Annotated in this window: 16 protein-coding genes, 2 tRNA genes and 1 pseudogene; 13 read left to right on the top strand and 6 right to left on the bottom strand. The window is 41.7% G+C overall.

The genetic code is table 11. The features are described from left to right. The first annotated feature begins 1,096 nt into the window (after positions 1-1,096). The 6 genes and pseudogenes from L5L94_RS03720 (at position 1,097) to L5L94_RS03695 (ending at position 7,646) form a co-directional block, all read left to right on the top strand. Complete coding sequence (locus tag L5L94_RS03720) at positions 1,097-2,065, top strand: helix-turn-helix transcriptional regulator (protein WP_263161233.1); 969 nt, start codon at positions 1,097-1,099, stop codon at positions 2,063-2,065. Next, the gene (locus L5L94_RS03715; protein ID WP_173496905.1) at positions 2,062-3,255 is read left to right on the top strand and encodes an EAL domain-containing response regulator; all 1,194 of its coding nucleotides are present in this window, start codon (positions 2,062-2,064) and stop codon (positions 3,253-3,255) included. The genes L5L94_RS03720 and L5L94_RS03715 overlap by 4 nt, the downstream gene beginning before the upstream one ends. Before the next feature lie 3 nt (positions 3,256-3,258). Next, positions 3,259-3,558, top strand: coding sequence for a hypothetical protein (locus L5L94_RS03710; protein WP_263161230.1), 300 nt, complete (start codon positions 3,259-3,261; stop codon positions 3,556-3,558). Continuing rightward, positions 3,548-5,452 (top strand): hybrid sensor histidine kinase/response regulator, encoded by a 1,905-nt coding sequence (locus tag L5L94_RS03705; protein WP_263161227.1) that lies wholly within the window; start codon positions 3,548-3,550, stop codon positions 5,450-5,452. Before L5L94_RS03710 ends, L5L94_RS03705 begins: the two co-directional genes overlap by 11 nt. Before the next feature lie 187 nt (positions 5,453-5,639). Continuing rightward, positions 5,640-6,674: pseudogene (locus L5L94_RS03700) on the top strand (GGDEF domain-containing protein). 174 nt (positions 6,675-6,848) lie between these two features. Beyond that, the gene (locus L5L94_RS03695) at positions 6,849-7,646 is read left to right on the top strand and encodes a CLCA_X family protein (protein WP_263161224.1); all 798 of its coding nucleotides are present in this window, start codon (positions 6,849-6,851) and stop codon (positions 7,644-7,646) included. A 129-nt stretch (positions 7,647-7,775) separates the two neighbouring features. Here L5L94_RS03695 and L5L94_RS03690 read toward each other — a convergent pair whose 3' ends face one another. Then, positions 7,776-8,738, bottom strand: coding sequence for a hypothetical protein (locus L5L94_RS03690; RefSeq protein WP_263161221.1), 963 nt, complete (start codon positions 8,736-8,738; stop codon positions 7,776-7,778). Positions 8,739-8,913: 175 nt separating this feature from the next. After that, on the bottom strand, positions 8,914-11,001 hold the full coding sequence (locus L5L94_RS03685) for a TonB-dependent siderophore receptor (RefSeq protein WP_317629627.1): 2,088 nt from the start codon (positions 10,999-11,001) through the stop codon (positions 8,914-8,916). A gap of 128 nt (positions 11,002-11,129) precedes the next feature. On the opposite strand from L5L94_RS03685, the gene L5L94_RS03680 reads away from it, so the two are divergent. The 7 genes from L5L94_RS03680 (at position 11,130) to L5L94_RS03650 (ending at position 18,417) form a co-directional block, all read left to right on the top strand. Beyond that, positions 11,130-12,299, top strand: coding sequence for a PepSY-associated TM helix domain-containing protein (locus tag L5L94_RS03680; RefSeq protein ID WP_263161216.1), 1,170 nt, complete (start codon positions 11,130-11,132; stop codon positions 12,297-12,299). After that, positions 12,299-12,775, top strand: a complete 477-nt coding sequence (locus tag L5L94_RS03675) for a hypothetical protein (protein WP_263161215.1) — start codon at positions 12,299-12,301, stop codon at positions 12,773-12,775. The genes L5L94_RS03680 and L5L94_RS03675 overlap by 1 nt, the downstream gene beginning before the upstream one ends. Before the next feature lie 271 nt (positions 12,776-13,046). Further along, a complete protein-coding gene (locus tag L5L94_RS03670) occupies positions 13,047-15,218 on the top strand; it encodes a TonB-dependent siderophore receptor (RefSeq protein WP_263161212.1) in 2,172 nt (723 codons plus the stop codon). Positions 15,219-15,860: 642 nt separating this feature from the next. Continuing rightward, positions 15,861-16,319 carry a hypothetical protein gene (locus tag L5L94_RS03665; protein WP_263161209.1) on the top strand — a complete coding sequence of 153 codons (459 nt, stop codon included), beginning with the start codon at positions 15,861-15,863 and terminating at the stop codon, positions 16,317-16,319. 184 nt (positions 16,320-16,503) lie between these two features. After that, positions 16,504-17,133, top strand: a complete 630-nt coding sequence (locus tag L5L94_RS03660; protein WP_263161206.1) for a DsbA family protein — start codon at positions 16,504-16,506, stop codon at positions 17,131-17,133. A gap of 803 nt (positions 17,134-17,936) precedes the next feature. Continuing rightward, positions 17,937-18,122, top strand: a complete 186-nt coding sequence (locus tag L5L94_RS03655; RefSeq protein ID WP_131524760.1) for a CsbD family protein — start codon at positions 17,937-17,939, stop codon at positions 18,120-18,122. A 142-nt stretch (positions 18,123-18,264) separates the two neighbouring features. Then, positions 18,265-18,417, top strand: coding sequence for a DUF3309 family protein (locus L5L94_RS03650; RefSeq protein ID WP_301553935.1), 153 nt, complete (start codon positions 18,265-18,267; stop codon positions 18,415-18,417). Between the two features lie 426 nt (positions 18,418-18,843). Here L5L94_RS03650 and L5L94_RS03645 read toward each other — a convergent pair whose 3' ends face one another. The 4 genes from L5L94_RS03645 to L5L94_RS03630 all read right to left on the bottom strand — a co-directional run bounded on the left by L5L94_RS03645 (position 18,844) and on the right by L5L94_RS03630 (position 21,324). Next, the gene (locus L5L94_RS03645) at positions 18,844-19,146 is read right to left on the bottom strand and encodes an encapsulin-associated ferritin-like protein (RefSeq protein ID WP_263161202.1); all 303 of its coding nucleotides are present in this window, start codon (positions 19,144-19,146) and stop codon (positions 18,844-18,846) included. A 356-nt stretch (positions 19,147-19,502) separates the two neighbouring features. Next, positions 19,503-19,579: transfer RNA gene (locus L5L94_RS03640), tRNA-Val, on the bottom strand. 38 nt (positions 19,580-19,617) lie between these two features. Beyond that, a tRNA-Val gene (locus L5L94_RS03635) sits at positions 19,618-19,694 on the bottom strand. Positions 19,695-19,944: 250 nt separating this feature from the next. Beyond that, positions 19,945-21,324, bottom strand: a complete 1,380-nt coding sequence (locus L5L94_RS03630; protein WP_028759932.1) for an MATE family efflux transporter — start codon at positions 21,322-21,324, stop codon at positions 19,945-19,947. Between the last annotated feature and the right edge of the window lie 12 nt (positions 21,325-21,336).

Below are 21,336 nucleotides of genomic sequence, written 5' to 3'. Positions count from 1 at the left end.
ACCAATACCAGCGCCTTCTCTAACACCTGTGCTTTATATTCTATACCTTTGTTCATTTTAGTCTGCTAAATGCCCAGAGTTAACGTCAAGGTGTTTGACGATACAGCTCCAAGGTAACCATTTAAATGTTTAATTCTCATCGGGTAAGTAGTTTTAGCCGTCTTGCTCCACCAGCATTCTCTGTTGCCAAACGCCGCTACCGACTTGCAGATGCGTAACGGTCAAACCATAGGTTTCGGCGCTGCCGTCATTCAGCGCCAAGGGATATGCCAATCACTACTATATGCGAACTGCGGTTATGTGGTTAGGCTTAGCGGCTGGTATTCTTTTGTGTCTAATGCGGGATAACTTAAGTTTGCCCAACTCGCTGATACTTGCTGATGAGACCCGTTTAATCAAAGCACGCTATAACTTAGCTACACCTGCGCAAGATGCGCACAGTATTACCACTTCTTTATCCTTCAGCGACGCCAGTGATTATAGGCGTTCCTTTAAACGCTGGACTGGCCCATTACCTACTTATTTTCGCTGCTGGCTTGCTTAAGCCATAAGCCATTAAAAACTATCCTACTTATATCTCTAAGCTGATACTGTCGCTGTTTGCCTATTCCAAACACGAATAACCATGCATAAAAAACGTAGATAAGTGAGAAAAACCCCGAGGTTATATCCCATATTTTGAATATTTAGCGCATAAATAATCAATTTGGCGTTTTATGGCCATTGCTGGTGAATCTTATATTTTATGCGGTTTTATAGGGGGTTCTGTTGATTGCGGTTTTATCTATGATGCAATGATTTAACCGAACGAATAACTAGACACTTTTTTCCATCGCTTTTTTGACTGTGCCATGGTCTCAGATAAACAATGGCATTTATACTCGTTTTCCTATTGCAAAAAACGTGGTGAATAAAAGGCTGAGATGGAGGAACTGAGTGATGAGTGACGAAAAAATCACTGGACTTTATTTCATCGAGAAACTTCAACGTATTTGGATTACTTTTACATTTAGACATCCAGAGCCAGTAGATGACATCGACCATAAGACGTATATGGAGCTGCTAGATAAAATAAAAAATTCAGATGGAACGCGATATGATTTGTACACCTATCTCCTATCAAAACAAAACAAGTGCACAGACATTCTCCAATTTCTTAAAACACACCAGAACTGAGAATAATCTATCTCAAGAAGATTTATGTAGTCTGCTCAGGCAAAAAAGCTGCCTGTTCGATATGTTAGACTCCATCACTATTAGCCGTTGGGAGCGGGGAGTTAACATTCCATCCCTAGCTAAACAGTCTGAAATCGTTGAAATATTTGGCTCTGAACTGTTTGATATTTATCGGGAGGATAAGAAATTCATCAACGAAGGTTTAGCGTTAATTAACCTTTTTGAATCGACCATAGAACGCAGTGATCATCCGTACTACCGTAATACTCCTTATCGTGTCGAGTTTATCGAAAGCCACCATCAAAACTTTATGACCCTGCTGCAACTTAGTTTGGTTTATGAAAGTAACCCGCGTTTATCCTTTGTGAGCCGTAAGTTGTCTCAACCTTTTTTTCGTGGACTCTCATTGGTGGTGGCTTTTAGCTTTGGCGATCAAATCATTGGACACAGTCTATTCTGCCGCACTCAAGGCAAAATTGCCCTCGAATTTATGAATGATGAGGTGGACTTGTTTGAGGTCGTTAACCATAACAGTCAAGCTTTGCCAGATACCTTAATGGTGTTCTCCTCCTTTGGCGTAACGCCTTATATTGAAAATTATATGATGTCTGTTTATCTCAACGAATTGGCCACGAGTCGCTCACTTAAGTTTTTGAGTTTTAATATCTGTGATGAGTCATTAAAACGAAAATTGACACAATTTAAGTTGCCCATATTCAAAGTGAGAACGATAGAAGGCGGCTTCAAACCAGTCAAAAACTATTCGTTTTTCTCCAGTCGCACTGAAGTCATGGCGAATCGTAATTTACTCAAGCTTTCTGTCATCCCTACATCCAAATCCCAGACGATTGATCCCATTTTCTTTATGCAGTTAGAGACCAATATATGAATATTCTCATCATAGATGATCAACGCTTTATTAGAGAAACCATGAAAGCTGATATCCATAAGTACTTAGCAGAGGACAATGTGGAGATCTATGAAGCCAGTAATGGTAATCAAGGAATTGAACTGATCTTAGCTGTAGAGGCAAAACTTGATTTAGTCATTTTAGATTTAAAAATGGATCAAGGTGACGGTATTGCGGTGATTAATATGTTGGCCTCCGAGCCCCGATTTACTGCCATTCCGATTGCGGTGATAAGCTCCTCGGATAAACGGACTTTAGAACTGGTGGATAGCATTATCACGGGTTTGAAACTCAACTTGCTTGGCGTATTTGCTAAACCTATCAATGTGAATGACATTTTAACGCCATTGCTAGACGCCTCCGACGATAGAAACCGTGCCCATCAAGATGAGTCTATCGTGCAAGACATGGCGGCGAATATCAATGTGCGGCAATTGCTCAAAAATGAACAATTAATTTTGTGTTATCAGCCTAAGATTAACCTTAAAACAAAGGAGATCATCGGTTTTGAAGTGCTTTCGCGGCTTTGCGATCAATCCAATGGCTATATTTATCCCGACGTTTTTTTGCCACTGGTGAATCAGCAGGGGCTAAATAGCTTGTTTTCGCGGATGGTTATTTCCCAAGCATTGCAATGTTGGTCGCGCCAACCGTTATTAATGGCGTTTGCCCTGTCGATTAACATTACTGCAGATGATTTGACCTGTGATGAACTCATTGAGTACATCATCGAATGTGGTCGTGAGTATAAACAAATCCATTTGATTTTAGAGCTCACTGAATCACAGGAAATCATTAACCAAGATAGAGTACTTAACTCAATTGCACGGCTGATCATCAATAATATTGATATTTCTCTCGATGATTTCGGTAAAAGTTATTCTACTTATGATCGTCTTGATGCCATTCCCTTTAAAGAGATCAAAATTGATAAAAGTTTTGTCTCCGATATGGATATCAATCACCAACATTATCTCATTGTAGAGTCCACCATCGCGCTTGCGCAGAAGATGCACGTAAAGGTGGTTGCTGAAGGCGTTGAGACAAGTGCAATAGAGTTAATTCTCTCTGAGTTGGGGTGTGATGTTGCCCAAGGTTATTTGTACAGCCCCCCGATTGAAGGTCGCTATCTTATTGATTGGATTGCTCAATATAATAGGAGTGCCTAATGTATGAATGCTAATACTGAGTTACCCAAGGCCTTATCTGTATTCTTTGAGCAATACAGCCAAGAACAGCAATCACGACTGCGATTGACACTGATTGCTGAATTACAGCGAATGCGACTTGAGCTAGAACAATATGAATCTTCTGACAATATCGAAGGGCTAAAACATCAATTTACGGGTATTGCGCGCTACTTGCAGCTTAAAGATATGCTGTCTGTCATGGATGTTTGCGAGCGAGAGCTGTTTGAATATCAGTTATGCAGCTTGCTAAAGGCCGTAATGGATTACGCTAATGAGCTTTAAATATAGCGCTTGTATCAATATGTTCAGTGGCTTATGGGTCACTCTGTTGGTGCTGTGGTTAACCTTGTCCCACTCACGTTATGAATTTGACTCCATTTACAATAAAAAAGCAGAAGCGGTTTTTACTTCTTCACGGGATATGTTCTTACAGCATGAAATTATGTTGGATGCGCTAAAATCGTTTTTTTATGCTTCGAGTGAGGTAACGTCACAGGAATTTGAGGTTTTTGCTAAGGACTTACTGAAGATCAAATCTGCTGTCGCTTTTACACTGACCCCCGAACTTGAACTGGCCTATATCTCTGATCAGACAATGGCGCCAGAACTTAAGCCACTTAAATTAGTCAAGAATAGTAAAGGGGAACTTCAGGCTAGCCTTGCCGATTACACGTTAGCGGTTGTTAATATCGATGGGCCTAATATGCTTTATTTAGTCTATGCCATTTCTCATCAGCGGATATTAGCGCGGATTGAGCAGGAGCAGGGTGTATGTATTAGCTATCAATTTGAACAATCGTTATTGCAAAGTTCATCCTGTAACCATGAGTTTTCCACAGGCATATTTTCAATGTTTAGCTACACAGATAGCCGAACTTTGGATATTCCTGGATACCAAACCCGTGTGAATTTACGCATAGAATATCAAGTGCCACAAAAAGAGGTTGTCGAGCTAATCGTGATTATCTTACTGATAGCTTCTCTTGGTATTACTCTGTCTTTTCTTTTGTACTTTAAGTCTAAAAATCAGCATATTGTAGAGCAGATAAAGCTCGATAATCGATCTAGATTAGCAGTGCTTTCCAGCATAAATCATGAGATCCGCACTCCTATCAATGCCATTCTTGGCTACAGTCGCATGTTAAAAAAAGCGCGCTCACAGCCACAAAAACTGGACGAAATTATCGATAAAATGACCTGGTCAGCTAACTTACTTTACTCGGTTGCCGAAAATACGTTGAATTACAGTAAGGCTGAAGCTGGGCAGTTAAAATTGAATCGGCATTTAGTCAATTTACACGAATATCTGAGCAATATTGAGGATTACTATCGTGCTTTTAGTGCGACATCGGGTAAACGTTTAAAGGTTGTCGTGAATGAGTCTCTGCCGAAGTTTATCGAGCTCGATGGGACTAAGTTATTCCAACTCATGACGAACATTATCAATAATGCCTTTAAATACAGTACGGGTAGCGAAGTGCATTGTTATATGGACTTACGCCTTATACGTAACCATAAAGACCATAGTCCTATGCTTAGGGTACTGATCCGCGATTTTGGCGAGGGAATGTCAAAGGAAGCGCAGCGCGCTTTAGTTGATCCCTTTATGCACGTATCTGACTCATATACAACAACATCGGGCATGGGATTAGGACTCTATACTTGTAATCGATTGCTTGAGCAAATTGGCGGTAAGTTTATGTTGCGCAGTCAAAAGGGCAAAGGCACCACAGTGCTGTTACATTTTCCTTGCCAACTTACCGAGGTGAAAGAACGATTAACGATTCAATATGATCAACAAAAAGTGTTAATCATAGATGATAATCTGTTTAACCTTGAGATTTGCAAAGCCATGCTAGAGCACTATCATTTTCAAACCTTCAGTGTTGATAACGCAGTGCAAGCACTTAAGATGTTGATTCACTCATTGCCACATATTGTTATTGTGGATTACCGTTTACAAGATATGAATGGCTTGCAACTTATTAAACAGATGCAACAAACATTACAAAACCTTGCCAGTGATACCCAGCTTGAGCATCACTGTCACTTCTTTTTGCTTTCAGCTAATGATAGCGATGATATTCCTGAGTTAGCATTATTCCCTGAGGTACATTTCATGCAGAAACCTTTTAGTGCTGAAATATTTCTCAGTAAATTGGCCGTAAAATCGTAAATTATCAAAGCATTGGTTCTGGTTTTTAAAGCTTATTTGCCGAATGTGTGGGATTTACATCGCGGTAGAGCCAATCCCGTTGCGGTAATATGGGGGTAAAGACAAAGACGCTGTGATTAGTGTAGAACGCTGCTAATCTAAACATGTCGGAGATCTTCTCTAAAAGCGTCATTGCTAGGAATAATCGATGGAAAAAGAATCTCTTGAGTCTGTTTACCCCTTTTTAACCGAAGCCTTACGGCTAAGCGAGAATGGCCTCGCTGTTTTGGACAAGCACAATCATTTTATCTTTTATAACCATACCTTTGCGAAAATGTTTGGTTTTGTTGATCAAGACATGGCTGGCCGGCATTTTGACGACATGATGCACTTTGCCTTTACCCATAAGCAAGGGCCTAAAATTGATCATGAAACCATAGAGGAATGGCTTGAACTTATTCATGCGAATCAACGTAAATCAGCTTTTCGACGTTTTGAAGTGGATCTGGTCGACGGTAGCTGGCTGCAACTTTCTGAGCAGGTTTATCACAATGGCGATATGGTCATTGTTTGCACCGATATTACCCAGTTAAAACAGGTCGAATTTGCCCTAAGGAATGCGCAGACTGAGTTGAATCGACTCGCACTCACCGATGAATTAACTGGTATTGCCAATCGACGGCATTTTTTCCAGCAGTTAGAGCATGAAATCAAACGCTTGAGTCGTCTACAGTTACCTTTGTGCCTTGTCATGATGGATATCGATTATTTTAAACTCGTTAATGATCGCTATGGGCATCAAGTGGGTGACAAGATATTGCAGCATTTTACCTAATTTATCAGTGCTCGCACGCGCCCATACGATATCTTTGGTCGCTTCGGCGGTGAGGAATTTGCGCTATTACTGCCAGAAACGTCGGTCGATGTCGCGCAGAAAATTGTGACGCGTATGATGTTAGCGCTTGCGAATGAAGATATTTCAGCGATAGTCGCCGATTTTCACTATCAATTTTCGGCAGGAGTGAGTGCGTTAACACCTGTAATTACTCATCATGCCATCGAAGAAAACAGCGGTATTTTAGCGCTTCAGTCTGTGCCTTCACCGATTGAAATAGGAAGTCAGTGCCGTTCAGATGCTGAAAAGCTGGTGGCCGAGGCCGATAAAGCCTTGTACCACGCTAAAACTACGGGGCGAAATCGTGTCGTGGTTTGGGATGATGTGATATTAACGGCTAAAGCTTAACGAACCCTGTGGTTGTCGAAATCTAAGCATCGCGATACCAAACCAAGAGTAAGCGCTGCTTGGCTCCTATTCTTAACTTGATATTGTACTTAATGCAGCGTTTTGTTCCTCTGTCTTTTAACCTAAAATAGCCAGCTTAATGTGTCTCTCACTGCATAGGGTTCAAGGTAAGCCGTGTTAATCAATCAGCAATATAACCGCCATGGACCCGATTATCGATTTGGTGAGCAAGTCACTTTTCTTGATATTAAACAAACCTTTGGTTTTAGCCATGTCCGTGTTGGCCGCTGGGTGACGCGGGATGAATCGCGCATTGCTGCGGATTTAGTGTTTGATTCGCTCGCCGATCTGGCCTTTATATTAAAATTGCCACCTTTGACTTTAGGGCTGCGAGAAACCGTCAGCCAGGCCTTTGGTCATGGCGGCCAAAAGGGCGTTCAGGCCCATTATGCTCCCGCGACCCGAGAGTTAGCATTGGCTAAAAATGCAGGTGCTGGTGCTTTAGCCCATGAGTTTTGGCATGCGTTTGACCATTATATTGCCGCTAAATCATTCAAACCCACTAATAAGCGGTTTCAGTGTGCGAGCGATCTTTGGCTATCCGATCTGCCCATCATAGATCATCCATTAAATGCTCGATTATCTGAGATCTTCAAAGTGACATTGTTGAGTGGACAGGGTGATGAGCCCCATGATTATGTTCGCCGAGCGATTGCATTAGATAAAAAACATGGGATGCAGTATTTCTCTCGGCCAACGGAGATGATGGCGCGAGCATTTGAAGCCTGTATTGAATCCTATACTGATATTTCGAATCCGTATTTAGTGTCGGGAACCCGTTTCTTAGCAATGGCAAAGGAGGGGGCTTATCCCGATGCGGCCCACAGACAAGTGATTTTTCAGGCGCTGATCAATTACTTTGAACCGTTGGGGATCGCATTGGGTAAAAATCCCTTAACTAGGGCGTGTTGACGTTTTGAGTCATGCATTTAAACAGAGGTTGGTTTAGCGTCGCTAGAGGGCAAGGCAAAATGTAAAACGACATTCGCCTTAGGTATTTTGAATGTGTTTTGAATGCGAATGGCAGTGGACAGGGGAAGGTCACGAGCCGTTTGAAAGCTCGTTGCCAATCAAGCTCGCGTGCTTAGTCGACAACGTTTGCCAACAATAGGCCAAACTATGGCGAATCGCATCAAGATATTGAGATGCCTGAGTATCCATTAAATACCAATTGCTGGGTTTTGATTCTGGCATGTGGTTGAAAAATAAAGCTTCAGTATTGATGAGCTGGCTAGGATGAGCAAATTGCTGCCAAATGTTGATGGGGGTATGCGCCAGTGTGATTAGCCATTCAAGTTGCATCTGCCGCGTGGCTGGATTTAGTGCATCTGCGATTAATAAACTCGACTCTTGTAAACGCACAAGTAAATCAAAGGGATTACCTGCGTTTATCCTAGGTGCGACTTGGCATGGTTGCATTTGGTTTATTGCGGATAGGCGAGGTAAAAATACGGACGCTAAGCTAAATTCAGGCCAGTCGACCGATGGTACCAAAGCTTGGGCAATCCGCCGCTCGCCTAACCAATTATGCACCATGCAAGGTAAGTGATCGTCAGGCGGTAAATCATTGGGTCTTGCTAAACTCGGAAACAGCGACATACGCTGCACTTGCACATGCTGAGACAACTGCTGCATCAACACGATTGTGGTTAACCCAGATGAAGGCCAGCAGCCAAGCTGAGGCGTTAATTCAATCGCAACTTGCGTCAAGGCTTGGGTAAGCAGACCACTTTGTGGATGACCTTGTACCACAAAGGCATATTTTGATTCAGCAAAACCACCGTTGGCAATATTTACTATCTGATTATTTACATTGCTGTTTTCAGCCCATTGAGTACCGTTAAAAATAAATGTCGTACCTGTGATCGCAGGCTGCCAATCGCCAGAAGCATTACCAATAATGGTCACTTGCTCAAAGGCAAGGGTGTCCGCTAGAGCTTGCAGATCTAATTTAGCATGTGGCATCTGCAAATGTTGATGCATGTGGGTGTGAGACTTTGGCATAGGCGGAACATCTGTTTTACGAACTCAAAATGGACTTCATTGTAATGGATTATCCCCCTGAGCCCAAAGGGTTAATCCATTGAAGTTTACCGGATGCTGTTTTAACGCAGGATAGTTTTGCTTTAGGTATACCGCGCATAAAAGTGATGCGCGGTATTTGCGATTAACAATTAGACTAAAAATTATAGCTCAGGCTAAGTTCGACATTTCGCGGTTCGCCGAAGAAACCTTGATTGTAGAAATCGATACTAGAGTAGTACTTTTCATCAAACAAGTTTCGAATATTCAAACGGACAATCGCATCATCAGTGAGTTGATAACTTACCATAAGATTGGTAAGGAAATAACTGGCTTGTTCAGAGCTTTCGCCATTAGGACCTGCGTTTTCTACATAAATCTTGCTCTGCCAGCTTAAGTTACCACCTAGTGTGAGATCTTCTAGAGCGCCATCAAAGTGATAGAGCGAAGATAATCGTACTAAGTTTTTAGGCAAATGCGTGCCAAAGGCCGAACCATCGGCTTTTTCAGATTCACTGTAGGTGTAACTGAAGTACAGATCCCAATCCTCTGTGGGTCTACCCGTTAGTTCCATTTCAAAACCACGGTTACTGGTGCCATCCACAGCGCGCATTGGAAAGCTACCATCAGGAAGTGGGTCTTTAATGTTAGGATCTTTTTCCGCCACATTTTCCTTTTGAACTTTAAACACTGCAACACTGGCGGTGAGTTTTTCGTCGAAAAAATCGGCTTTACTGCCAAGTTCAATATTATTGCCAGTTGTCGGGTCTAAGCGTTTGTTATTAGCATCTTTGGCATCTTGAGGCTGAAAAATCTCAGTGTAACTGGTATAAATCGACACACTGTCACTGATATCGTAAATCAATCCCGCATACGGCGTAATGACATCATTGTGCTCATAACCTGGATCGACTTTATATTGGCTGATACGGCTTCCTAACAGCAGTGTGACCTGATCGTGCAAATTGAGTTGGGTAGCAATATAGGCACCTTTTTGGATCTCTTCAGTCTCTTCATTGGTGGGAATCGATGGATAATTTGGCTCTGCAATCGAGCCATCCCACTCAAAGAAATTGCCTACGCTTAAAACATCTGTGGTGTAGTAAGAGTCGGCGCTAATATCTTGTTTTGAATAGAGTAGCCCGGTTGTTAGTTTATGTTCTCGACCCAATAGTTCGAATGGCCCTGAAGCAAATATTCGCGCCGCATCTTGCTTACGGGTTGATTGGTAAATCATAGGCAATGCACTCATCCCCAAACCTGTGATTTTATCTGGGGAGCCATATAAATATAGCAAGTGCCCATCCATCTTATCCTCATGATGTTCTATGTCGAGTTTGAGTTCCCAGTTATTATCAAAGTTGTGTTCTAAAGTAGAAAAAACGTTCGCACCATGGCGTTTCCAACTAGACCAAGATGCTGCAGTGGTCGTCGAACGGGGAAGGTCACTCGCTAAACTGCCGTCGGCATAAAACAATGGCAGCGCTCCCCAAGTGGAGCCTTTAGGATCGCGGTCACTATAGTCCGCGCCCAAAGTGAATAATGTGCTATCACTTAATCTTGCAGTAACGACGCCATAAATTTGCAGATTTTCATCTTCGGCTAGATCGGTAAAACTATCTGATTTTTCATAGGCGGCGGCAAAACGTGCTTGGACATCGGCATCTTCTGTTATGTCCACTGAACTATCACCTTCTACACGATAACTGTCCCATGAACCTACTTTTGCACTGAGGTAACCTCCTGGTGAAGATTTTGGACGTTTACGAATGAGGTTGATGGCGGCCGAGGGTTCTCCTGCACCCGTTAATAATCCGGTTGCACCACGAACCACTTCTACTCGATCGAAGATAACCGTATCGGTCGAAGCATCATTGAAGAAACTAGAATAGTTAACGGGCACACCATCAAATTGGAAGTTAGTGATTGGATTACCACGGGCGCTGAAAAAGTAGCGGTTAGTTTCTGCTTTCTGTGCAGAAATACCCGGTGTTAAAAACATTAAGTCAGCAACATTGTTAAGAGAAAAACTCTGAATAAATTCTTGATCTATAATCGTCACTGACTGCGGCGTTTCTCTCAGTGTTAAGGGTAAGCCCGTTGCTGTAGCAGCTTTATCTAAACGACTACCTTTAATACTGATCACTTCGATATTGGCGTCTGCGTCTGATTGAGTTTCGTCGGCGTAGGAACTCGGCGCTAACAATAGGCTCGAAATGAGCGCTGCTAACAAGGTTTTATCCATCATGATTCCCCATCATAGTATTTTGTGATCGGCATTCTAATTGAAAACAATTCCCAGTACATCGTATTGATAACAATTTGCATTACCTTTACACTCGCGAAATACGATAAGTGTTAGGAAAGTCACAAATGGCGAAGATCAGTAACCGATTCTGGTTTATGTTGCATGGTTGGGTGTCGCTCCCAATTTGGTTGTTATTTTGTTTTATCTGCTTGACGGGGACGATTGCGGTACTGAGTCATGAGATCACTTGGTTAACGAATCCAGCATCGAGGGCGTTGAACCCTAATGATTTACCCGTAAAACCGGTTAGTGAATTAATGACGATTGTTGAGGAAGCCTACCCAAGTGCGGCAGTCTCTGGTGCTATGACCTTAGAACCGTATATGGTCAATGTGATCATGTTCAGTGACGCGGATAAACCCTATGCCATGGCCTATGTCAATCAATACACTGGTGAGATCCAACAGATTAATGAAGGCATGACATTTGCCGGCTTTATCAGATCTTTACATGCTTGGTTATTATTTCCTTGGCAAAGCGGTTACAGCTTGGGCTATTACCTTGTCTGTTCGATGGCGCTGTTTATGCTCGCGTCTTTAGTGACGGGACTCATTGTTTATAAACGTTTTTGGCGAAGTTTTTTTGCTCCGAAATTGCGAGTGAGTCAAGGTAAAAAGACACTATTGGCCGATTTGCATAAATTGTCTGGTGTGTGGTCTATTTGGTTTATCGCGATTATGGCCGTTACCGGATTATGGTATTTAGTCCAAGCCATTTTTTGGCATGCAGATATTGATATCGAGCCACATGCGCCATTGGTTGCTGCTGAGCAATTGCCCTTTATCCAAAAGGGTGATGTGAATCCCGCAGATCCAAGCGTGTCATTTGCACAAGCCTTAACATTAGCGCAAACGCACTTTCCAGACTTTCAACCAAGCTATGTGATGAAACCCGAGCATAATCGTGACATGTATCATCTGAGCGGTAGCGGCGAGCACATTTTTTATGATCAGTATTCTTACAACCTCAGCATTAACCCTTGGACGGGGGAGATTGCAAGAGCGACATCACCCGAGACGATGACAGGAATACAAACGCTAATGCATATCGCAGATCCTTTGCATTACGGTACCTTAGGTGGTATCTGGACAAAAATCATTTGGTTTATTTTTGGGGTGATCCTATCGGGTATGTCAATCACGGGATTTATGATGTGGGGACTGCGTAATGTGCGTGCAATTAAAAAAATGGAATCCCCCAGTACTGTGGCAGATAGGTTAGAGGAGGTACGTTAATGGCTTTCATTCATTCAACTTTTTGGCAAAAAAATAAATATAAACTGAGTGGGTTTATTCTATTGCTCCCCCTATTGTTTTTGTATCAGTCGCTAACACCTACATTTCCACCGGCCTGGCAGGCTCAAGAGTTAGGTGAATTTAAAATAGCCCCTTTACCCTTAGATCTAAAAGCACCCTATGTGCATCATGATGACTATGTGAAAGATTTTATGTTGGTTTTTGAAAAAGGTGAGGTAGGCAATATACGCCAAGGCTATGCCAATATTGGAACGCAGGCTTTGCCAATAGCAGATTTACAGCGCAGCGAGAATGGTATTTTACACGGTAATAAGCATGGCCAACACGTACACGCCATCGCAACTAAGACGCTAACCTCCGCCGATAGTCTGTGGATATTGATAGAGAATTGGCAAGGTGAGTGGCAAGTGGCAAAGTGGCCTCTGCCTGCCGAGCTAATAGTACAGACACACTGATGAGATAAAAACTAAACACTAATGGCGATCCTATGGAGTAATAATCTCAGGGTCGCTTTTAGTGGCGTAGATTAAGAATGATTAACCGAATACGGGTAAAGAATAACCTTTTTCACCGTAAACGCTCACTTTTGAAGGCATAAACACAACGGGGACGTTTATTCCTCATTAATAAATGATGAATTTGTTATATACATCACCAAAATACAAATGAAAGTGATTCGCAATAGTGTTACCGTATGTTCATCCTAAATAAACTCCCTAAATTACTATGCGCTTTTATCTACTACCTCTCGCGTCTGCCATTACTTTGGCATTAAACCCTTTGTCAGTTTTGGCTGCAGAGCCGTCTTCTGCAGCAGATGCAAATGATCAAAATATTGAAAAAATCACAGTGATGGGCAAGTACACTGTGAGTCGAACCATTGATACCGCCACAGGTTTAGGGCTGTCACTGCAGGAAACGCCACAGTCAGTGAGCATCTTGACCGCTGAACGGATCCAGGATCAGGCACTCAATACCGTTGTTGATGTGGTTAATAACACAGTAGGTTTGTCTTCATCTAAAACAGATAACGTTCGAAATGGCTTTATGGCCCGTGGTTTTGCGGTTCAGAATTACCAGATCGATGGCGTACCTTTATCTTGGAGTTTGGGGGGCGATGCAGGTGAGACTGTGTCAGATATCTCTCTGTACGAGCGTGTAGAGGTGGTGCGTGGTGCAACAGGCTTACTAACGGGAGCAGGGGATCCTTCTGCTTCAATCAACCTAGTGCGCAAACATGCCGACAGTGACGAACTTAAGGGCTATGTTGATGTTGCTACGGGTAGCTGGGATAAAAAACAAGTTACCGCAGATGTTTCTAATGGCCTCAACGACAGTGGCAGTGTACGTGGTCGCATGGTCGCGAAATATGTCAATAGCGATTCTTATCAGGATCTTTATCAAGACCGTAAGACCATTCTTTACGGCGTAATTGATTCAGACATTACTGACAACACTATGCTGCGCGTCGGCGGTAGTTACAATAACAATAACCCCAAAGGAGCGATGTGGGGTGCATTACCAGCAGTATTCAGCGATGGTTCAGTTACTGATTGGGATGTTTCTACTACAACAGCGGCAGATTGGAGCCGTTGGGAAACGACTAACATCAACTATTTTGCTAACTTGAACCATTATTTCAGCAATGGTTGGCAGTTGGTGGCGAACTATAATCGCATGGAATATGAAACCACCACCAAAATGATCTATATGTCTGGCTTGCTGAATAAAGAAACCGGTGCAGGATTGAGCGGCCAGCGTTATCACAGCCATGGTGAAAGTAACTCTGATAATTTCGATTTTCAGTTGAAAGGCGATTACCAACTCTTTAACCGTGAGCATCAATTTGTGACTGGTGCCTTATACAGCAAACAGAAATCCTATGCAGATACCTATGAACCCATCCGTGAGAATATGACGGGCTGGGACTCAAAGGCAGTTGAAAACTTTTATGATTGGCAAAGCAACGCCTTTGAAGAGCCTGAATGGTCAACAAATGCCAATCGCCAGTTAAATATGGATACCGAGCAGAAAGGTTTCTACGCAGCAACGCGGCTGACAATTACCGATGATTTAAAAGTGATTGCCGGTGGCCGTATTTCTAGTTGGAACCGCGAAGGGATCAGTTATGGTACTGATACTAACTTTGGTGATGATGGCGTGTTCGTTCCTTATGTTGGCGCCTTGTATGACATAAACGAAGAGCATCGTGTTTACGCCAGTTATACCGAAATATTTAATCCGCAGAACAGTAAGGATATTAACGGTGATTATTTAGATCCACTCGAAGGTAAAGCCTATGAAATTGGTTTAAAGAGCGCTTATCTAGATGATCGTCTGCACACTGCTGTGGCACTGTTTAAGATTGAACAGGATAATCTGGCAACAGCCGCTGGGACTATCATTGTTGACGGTACTCCAACCACTTATTACAAAGCTGCTCAAGGTACTGAGAGTACAGGCTTTGAGTTAGAAGTGGTGGGGGAGTTTATCGATGGGTGGAATATCACGGCTGGCTACTCGCAGTTTACAGCGGAAGATGCTGACGGAAAAAAAGTGGCGGCTACTAGCCCTCGCAAACAGTTTAAACTATTCACAACTTATCAGTTTGTTGATTACCTGCCTGAATTGACCGTGGGTGGTGGTATTAACTGGCAGAGTGATAGTTACTCTGAAGGGGGGACAGTAAAAATCGATCAGGATGCTTACTCTTTAGTCAACCTGATGGCTCGTTATAACCTTACTGACAATATGGATCTGCAACTTAACGTAGAGAACCTATTAGATGAAAAATATTATGCTTATATGTCTGCCTCTGCCTCAATGTCCGAAGCATATAGCGTGTATCATTACGGAACCCCACGTAATGTGACCCTGAGCTTTAATTACCGCTTTTAAATTTTCCGCTAAATAAAAGGAGTAGCCGCGTTATCGGCGACTCCTTTTTTATCTTCTATTATTGTTATTCCCAATATTTTGATGGCTTGTTTCGTGCGTATTAACGACTCAGTACTGATATCGGTAAATATTGGGCTAACTCACCTATGGTTCGTTCAAAAATATAATACTGTTATTAACTGAAAGCGGGAAGATGATGCCCTTCAATCTAGTTATGGAATGGCAACGTATTGTGTTGGTAGTTTACCCTTTTTCTTGTGCGCATTGTATTGTCAACAATCAGTGCGGCAACGAACAGAGTCAATAGAAAAATATAGGTATACTCATGCCATTAGCCTTATTACAAGGTTGTGGCTTATCGCCAGCTTTTTAAGCTAAAGACCAGGTGTTATATAGATTAAGCCGTTGTTGGACCTATAAAGTATTTTATGTTGATGACAAGTTGTCAATAATTCATATCATTAATAATAGACATCAGCGTTTGACTATTTAGTTAATAATCATTTCAAAACTGCACTTTTAATGAGACATAATGTCATAGTAAATATGGGCTTGTTTAGTAAGTTTACTTTCATCAATGCATAGAAAAGTGATTCACTTTTCACAGTAAAGACCAAGGACTCCCGTTTTGAGGAGAATAATATGCAAATAGAAACGCTTTATGATGTTATGCAATGGACTAGAAATATACACCAACGGCTGCATGCATTTGCGGCACATTGCGCACTTACAAATGATAGCGAAAGAAGCGGATTACTGTTGGAGTATATTTCAGCCCACGAGCAAAAAATGGCACTGGTTATCAGGCAGTTCGAAGATAATGGCAATAGCAATGCACTTAACACTTATTGTCGGCATTATTATGAAAAAACCGCTATTCCTTTTAACACCATAGGTGAACATCCGTTTAAGAGGATGGATACGGATGAAATAGCGATGGCCACACTTGAGTATCATAAAAATATTGTAGGGCTGTTTGAATATCTACAAAACTGCAGTTCTGCACCTTCCGTAACAGAATTTCTTAGCAATATACTGTCCCTTGAAGAAGCTGAAAAGCGATTACTGGCACGTAATATGAAACAAATTGATGACTTCTAGTATGTCTGCTAAAAATCACATCCTTGTACCTATTGCTCAGTGTAGCTTCGGTATTTATTCTGTAGTTTAGATATTGAAACCTTGACTTCATGTGGGTAACAAGTAGATCTGCCATCACAATAATTATTGATTAGCCTTGAAACTAGAGTGAATGACTTAAACTGCCACCTTATTAAGGATTAACATGAATCAACCCCTGATCATTGATTACTATTCTGATATTCTTTGTGTGTGGGCTTGGGTTGCACAACAACGTATTGATGAGTTAAATCAAAAGTTAGAAAATAAAATTTATTTTAAATATCATTATCTTGATGTATTTGGTGATGTTCAAACAAAAATTGAGACGCAATGGAAACAGAAAGGTCAATATAATGGTTTTGCAGAGCATGTACATAAATCTGCATCTATCCGTGATGACGTTCCCACAAACTCAAAAATATGGACAGAAGTCAGACCGACAACGTCGGCCAATGCTCATTTAGTGCTTAAAGCCATTGAACTTATCTATGACAAAAACACCAGTATCAATATGGCATTGAAATTTCGGAGTGCATTTTTTATCGACGCATTGGATATTGGTAAGCTTGAAATACTTTATGATCTGGTTGATTTCTATGGGCTGGAACAGAAAAAAATCACCTCAAGCGTTCATGATGGTTCTGCTATAGCCGCATTAATGAGCAACTACCAAAAGTCAGCACAACAAAACCTACAAGGCAGTCCAAGCTATATTATCGACGAAGGTAGACAAATATTTTATGGTAACGTAGGTTATCGTGTTCTTCTTGCGAATATAGAAGCATTATTGTAAAAATCAGCAGTCGAGGCTAGTTGGTGCTAAAAACCTTAGACTACCAACTGTGGTTCTCTAAGTTCTACAAGATGCTATGAACACCTCTAGACCATTTTAACGTTTTTAGAGTTATACCTCTTAGTTCCTTCTTAGTTTAGCCACTGAATACTCATATTCATATTTTTAATGGCATCTATGACATACGCAAATGTAGCTATATTAGGTATCAGATGATGTTTTAAGTTAAATTATGTATTAAAATATTTATAATGTGTACGCTATCGCACAGACACACTTTTAGATAAATTATAAATTGGATACAGAGTTTAGATTGATATGCCTTTAATGGGTAAGCTTTATCTTAATAAGATATTTTATGTTATTTATATTGATGTTGTGGCTCATCATTATGATGTCGTTTAGTTGGAAAATCACTAGGTAATTAAATAATGGAATTCAGTCATGGTTAATACTAGATTTCAGTAAATAAAATGATCGCCACAATTTATACTTAAGATAAAATTCAAGATTGCTACAAAATATTTTCCTATTTAAACCAATGTCATATTGTAGCATTAATACCTAAGTTGACACGGTATGATTGATGTGGAGCCAGTCACACAATTTTATGAAAACACCGCGGAATTAATTTTAGCCTAATTTCTATGTCGCTTTACTGATATTTTACCAACTAAGATTTTTACTAAAAATATTTAGATGTTTACTAAACGCTATTTACTAAAAATGAACAATAGCTCATAGCTGATTGTTAGCGCTCATTATTATTTAGATGTTATATCAACAACAAAAGGAAATTGACCATGAACAAAGACCAGATAGAAGGTTCAATAAAAGACGCAGCAGGCAAAGTGCAGCAAAAAATTGGTGAGATCGTTGGCAACCCGAAACAGCAGATGAAAGGGGTTCAGAAACAGATAAAAGGTAAAACTCAAAAAGCAATTGGTAATGTAAAAGAAGCTGCTAAGGATGCCGACAAACACAGTTGATGTCAGCGGCTTTTACAATTAAGTAAGCACCTTAAGCATAAAGTTTGGCAGCTTAATGTGGGTATTTAAAAGGATCTTAGTCATATTGATTAAGATTTCTAGTTCGAGTTATATCCATAATGTCTAGGAGACTCTCATGAGTATAGGAACAATATTATTAGTGGTTTTGATTCTGATGCTGATCGGTGTGGCTCCGACTTGGCCACACAGTAAGAGCTGGGGGTACGGCCCGAGCGGTGGATTAGGTTTGGTAGTATTGATCCTCGTTATACTCCTTCTACTCGGTAAAATTTGAGTGATAAAGCCTAAGTCATGTATGACCTCAATATTGAGTCGTCATTTCTAATTGCCGTAGGTAGCTAAAAATAGTGAGTGATGTTTTTAGTCGTTCAAAAATGGCTGACATCGCTCGTTTTTCTTGCACGGCAGTGCTCGCCATACTGAGATTGAAAGGTCCTGTACGCCTAAGATTTACACGCGAGATATGGTTTACACGCAAGATATTTCGTTAAGGTAGCATTAGGTGAAGTCCTTCACGCTAAAAATGAAAGTCACTAAGTCCGAAGCATTACAGTTTGCACGCTAGTATTCAGCAAGGTTGTATGAGATGAGCTAAATGGTGCAATAACACATACAGAGGTTTGTATTATAAGAACGGCAGCTTAGTGACTAAAGGCGTTTGCTCACGAAAATGGCTTACTCAAACAGCCAGATTGAATACTTATTTGTGAACAATAGCTGTGTGAGCAACAGGCGTATCTGTAAAAAGGTAATGTTTTAGCTGTTTATCAAAGCTCGGATCTTGTCTCCTTATCCATTCTTGTAGCATTGCAGCATGTTCTTTTTCTTCATCTCGATTATGTATGAGTATCTCTCTCAACTCATTCTTTTTGCACGCATCAACTCTTTGGTTATACCAGTCTATTGCTTCAAGCTCTTCCATCAGTGATGTAAGTGCACGGTGCATGTCCTTGGTTTTATCTGTGAGTTCAGTAATGGGTTCATGATAACCTTCATTCGACATTGGGATTTCCTCGCTAAATGCAGATAGGATCGCTCACTATTGAGCGGTGATGATAATTGCAGATGATTGTCTTAACGCTATTTTCAACGAACAGACTTTGAATGCATTATTCTGCGACCTTAACCTTCGAGTGTCTGTTCGATGCCGTACTTAGTCAGAAATTTTTAGGCAGCTCGTTTAAAAGGATTGGAGAGGGCGTAGAAATACCACTGCGAATATTTGATTTAGCACAAGATATTACTTTGGATCTTGAACTTTGAGATATTTGGGAATGAATTTTAAATAAAAAACAAAGGTAGATTAATTGTATTTAGCTTGATAAGCAGAGGGGGATTAATGAAATACATAATAAGAAATGGTACACCCGAGTGGACTCGAACCACCGACCCCTACCATGTCAAGGTAGTGCTCTAACCAACTGAGCTACGGGTGCACTGTTTGAATTTCACTTTTTATACTCTGTGAAGAGAGTGGTACACCCGAGTGGACTCGAACCACCGACCCCTACCATGTCAAGGTAGTGCTCTAACCAACTGAGCTACGGGTGCATCGCAAAATTTAACAAGCTATTCAAAAGCGTTGCGCCTTGGAACGAGCGCTATATTAGGGGCATAGCGCAGGGCTGGCAAGCAAAAAAAACAAATTTGTCGTCAAATGGTGAATTGCTGTGCAACTTGCCCAGTGTTTCAACAATGCCGCCGATAAAACCGCAATTTTTTATTCGTTTTACTTCAGAGAATGCATCGAAATCAAACTGATAAACCAAAAGGCGAGCACTGTCGCTCGCCATTAATGCAATCAATGGTGAACACTGTCACCTTCAATAAGGCTCAAATGCACGCCATGCTTTTGGATGTAACGCAGACGAATGAAAAATAACAGCGCTGCTGAGGTCAAGCCCGCAATCAATCCTGCCCAGAATCCATGGGCACCCATCGCGGGAACGATATGGTCCGTATAAGCTAAGGTATAACCGAGTGACATACCAATGCCCCAGTAGGAAAACAGCGTGATATAAAAAGCGCTGCGTGTATCTTTATAACCGCGAAGAGCACCCGCTGCGACCACTTGAACTGAATCAGATAATTGATACAGGGCTGCCATCAACATCAAGCTGCCGGCTAAGGCAACCACTTCAGGATCACCATTATAAAGTTTCGCAATTTGGAATCTAAATAAGACGGTCAAAACCGCTGTCGTTAGAGCAAGGGATAGTGCCAGCCATAAGCCCACTTTAGTGACCACCGCGGAAATATCAGCGCGATCACGGCCTAAGTAATAACCAATCCGAATCGATACCGCGATACCGATAGATAACGGCAGCATAAATACGATGGCAGAAAAGTTGAGCGCAATCTGGTGACTTGCGACCACTGTTGCGCCAAGTGGCGCGAGTAATAGCGCTATGATGGCAAATAAACTCACTTCAAAAAACAGCGCCATTGCTATCGGCATGCCGAGTTTGGTCATTTTCTTCATCGTTTCAAAATCTGGGCGATGAAATTTACTGAAGGGAGCTAAAGCCGCGAATTTTTTATGCAACTGCATGTAAATGGTCATGGCAACTAGCATGGCCCAGAATACGAGAGCAGTGGCGATACCACAGCCTGCGCCGCCCATGGCCGGTACGCCAAAGTGTCCATAAATAAAAATATAGTTAGCGGGGATATTTACGGCTAGACCGACAAAACCAATGACCATGGTCGGTAAGGTATAGGATATACCTTCACTGCAGCCACGTAGCACTTGATAAAGCACAAATGCGGGTGCGCCCCATAAAATACCGTCGAGATATCCTATGGTTAAGCGGTATAATTCGGGTTCTAAATCCATATGGCTAAGCACAAAGGGCGCAGATGCGAGGAAAACCATCACGCCAATGCCGCCAATGATGGCAAGATAGGCACCTTGAAAGGCCAAAGGTTGGATGGCTTTTTGATTATTCGCTCCATTGTAGTGGGCAAACAAAGGCGTAAAAGCCATCAGTAAACCTTGGACGAAAAGAATAGCGGGTAACCAAAGGCTAGTGCCGACCGCAACAGCGGCCATATCAACCGCGCTAACACGGCCCGCCATAACGGTATCAATAAAGCCCATCATGGTCTGAGTGACCTGAGCTATCAGTACCGGCAGCGCCAGTTGGATTAAACGTTTGGCTTGATAGCCTGAATGATTCATAAATACAGCCTT

The organism is Shewanella sp. SM21, assembly GCF_025654335.1.
Lineage (GTDB): Bacteria > Pseudomonadota > Gammaproteobacteria > Enterobacterales > Shewanellaceae > Shewanella > Shewanella oncorhynchi.
This window is presented reverse-complemented; position numbering and strand designations above follow the sequence as displayed.

Excerpts from the sequence above, each read along its gene's own strand:
- L5L94_RS03670 (WP_263161212.1), top strand. The coding sequence starts at position 13,047 with ATGCGCTTTTATCTACTACCTCTCGCGTCTGCCATTACTTTGGCATTA.
- L5L94_RS03665 (WP_263161209.1), top strand. The coding sequence starts at position 15,861 with ATGCAAATAGAAACGCTTTATGATGTTATGCAATGGACTAGAAATATA.
- L5L94_RS03680 (WP_263161216.1), top strand. The coding sequence starts at position 11,130 with ATGGCGAAGATCAGTAACCGATTCTGGTTTATGTTGCATGGTTGGGTG.
- L5L94_RS03710 (WP_263161230.1), top strand. The coding sequence starts at position 3,259 with ATGAATGCTAATACTGAGTTACCCAAGGCCTTATCTGTATTCTTTGAG.
- L5L94_RS03715 (WP_173496905.1), top strand. The coding sequence starts at position 2,062 with ATGAATATTCTCATCATAGATGATCAACGCTTTATTAGAGAAACCATG.
- L5L94_RS03720 (WP_263161233.1), top strand. The coding sequence starts at position 1,097 with ATGATTTGTACACCTATCTCCTATCAAAACAAAACAAGTGCACAGACA.
- L5L94_RS03655 (WP_131524760.1), top strand. The coding sequence starts at position 17,937 with ATGAACAAAGACCAGATAGAAGGTTCAATAAAAGACGCAGCAGGCAAA.
- L5L94_RS03705 (WP_263161227.1), top strand. The coding sequence starts at position 3,548 with ATGAGCTTTAAATATAGCGCTTGTATCAATATGTTCAGTGGCTTATGG.
- L5L94_RS03685 (WP_317629627.1), bottom strand. The coding sequence starts at position 11,001 with ATGGATAAAACCTTGTTAGCAGCGCTCATTTCGAGCCTATTGTTAGCG.
- L5L94_RS03690 (WP_263161221.1), bottom strand. The coding sequence starts at position 8,738 with ATGCCAAAGTCTCACACCCACATGCATCAACATTTGCAGATGCCACAT.
- L5L94_RS03645 (WP_263161202.1), bottom strand. The coding sequence starts at position 19,146 with ATGTCGAATGAAGGTTATCATGAACCCATTACTGAACTCACAGATAAA.
- L5L94_RS03630 (WP_028759932.1), bottom strand. The coding sequence starts at position 21,324 with ATGAATCATTCAGGCTATCAAGCCAAACGTTTAATCCAACTGGCGCTG.
- L5L94_RS03660 (WP_263161206.1), top strand. The coding sequence starts at position 16,504 with ATGAATCAACCCCTGATCATTGATTACTATTCTGATATTCTTTGTGTG.
- L5L94_RS03675 (WP_263161215.1), top strand. The coding sequence starts at position 12,299 with ATGGCTTTCATTCATTCAACTTTTTGGCAAAAAAATAAATATAAACTG.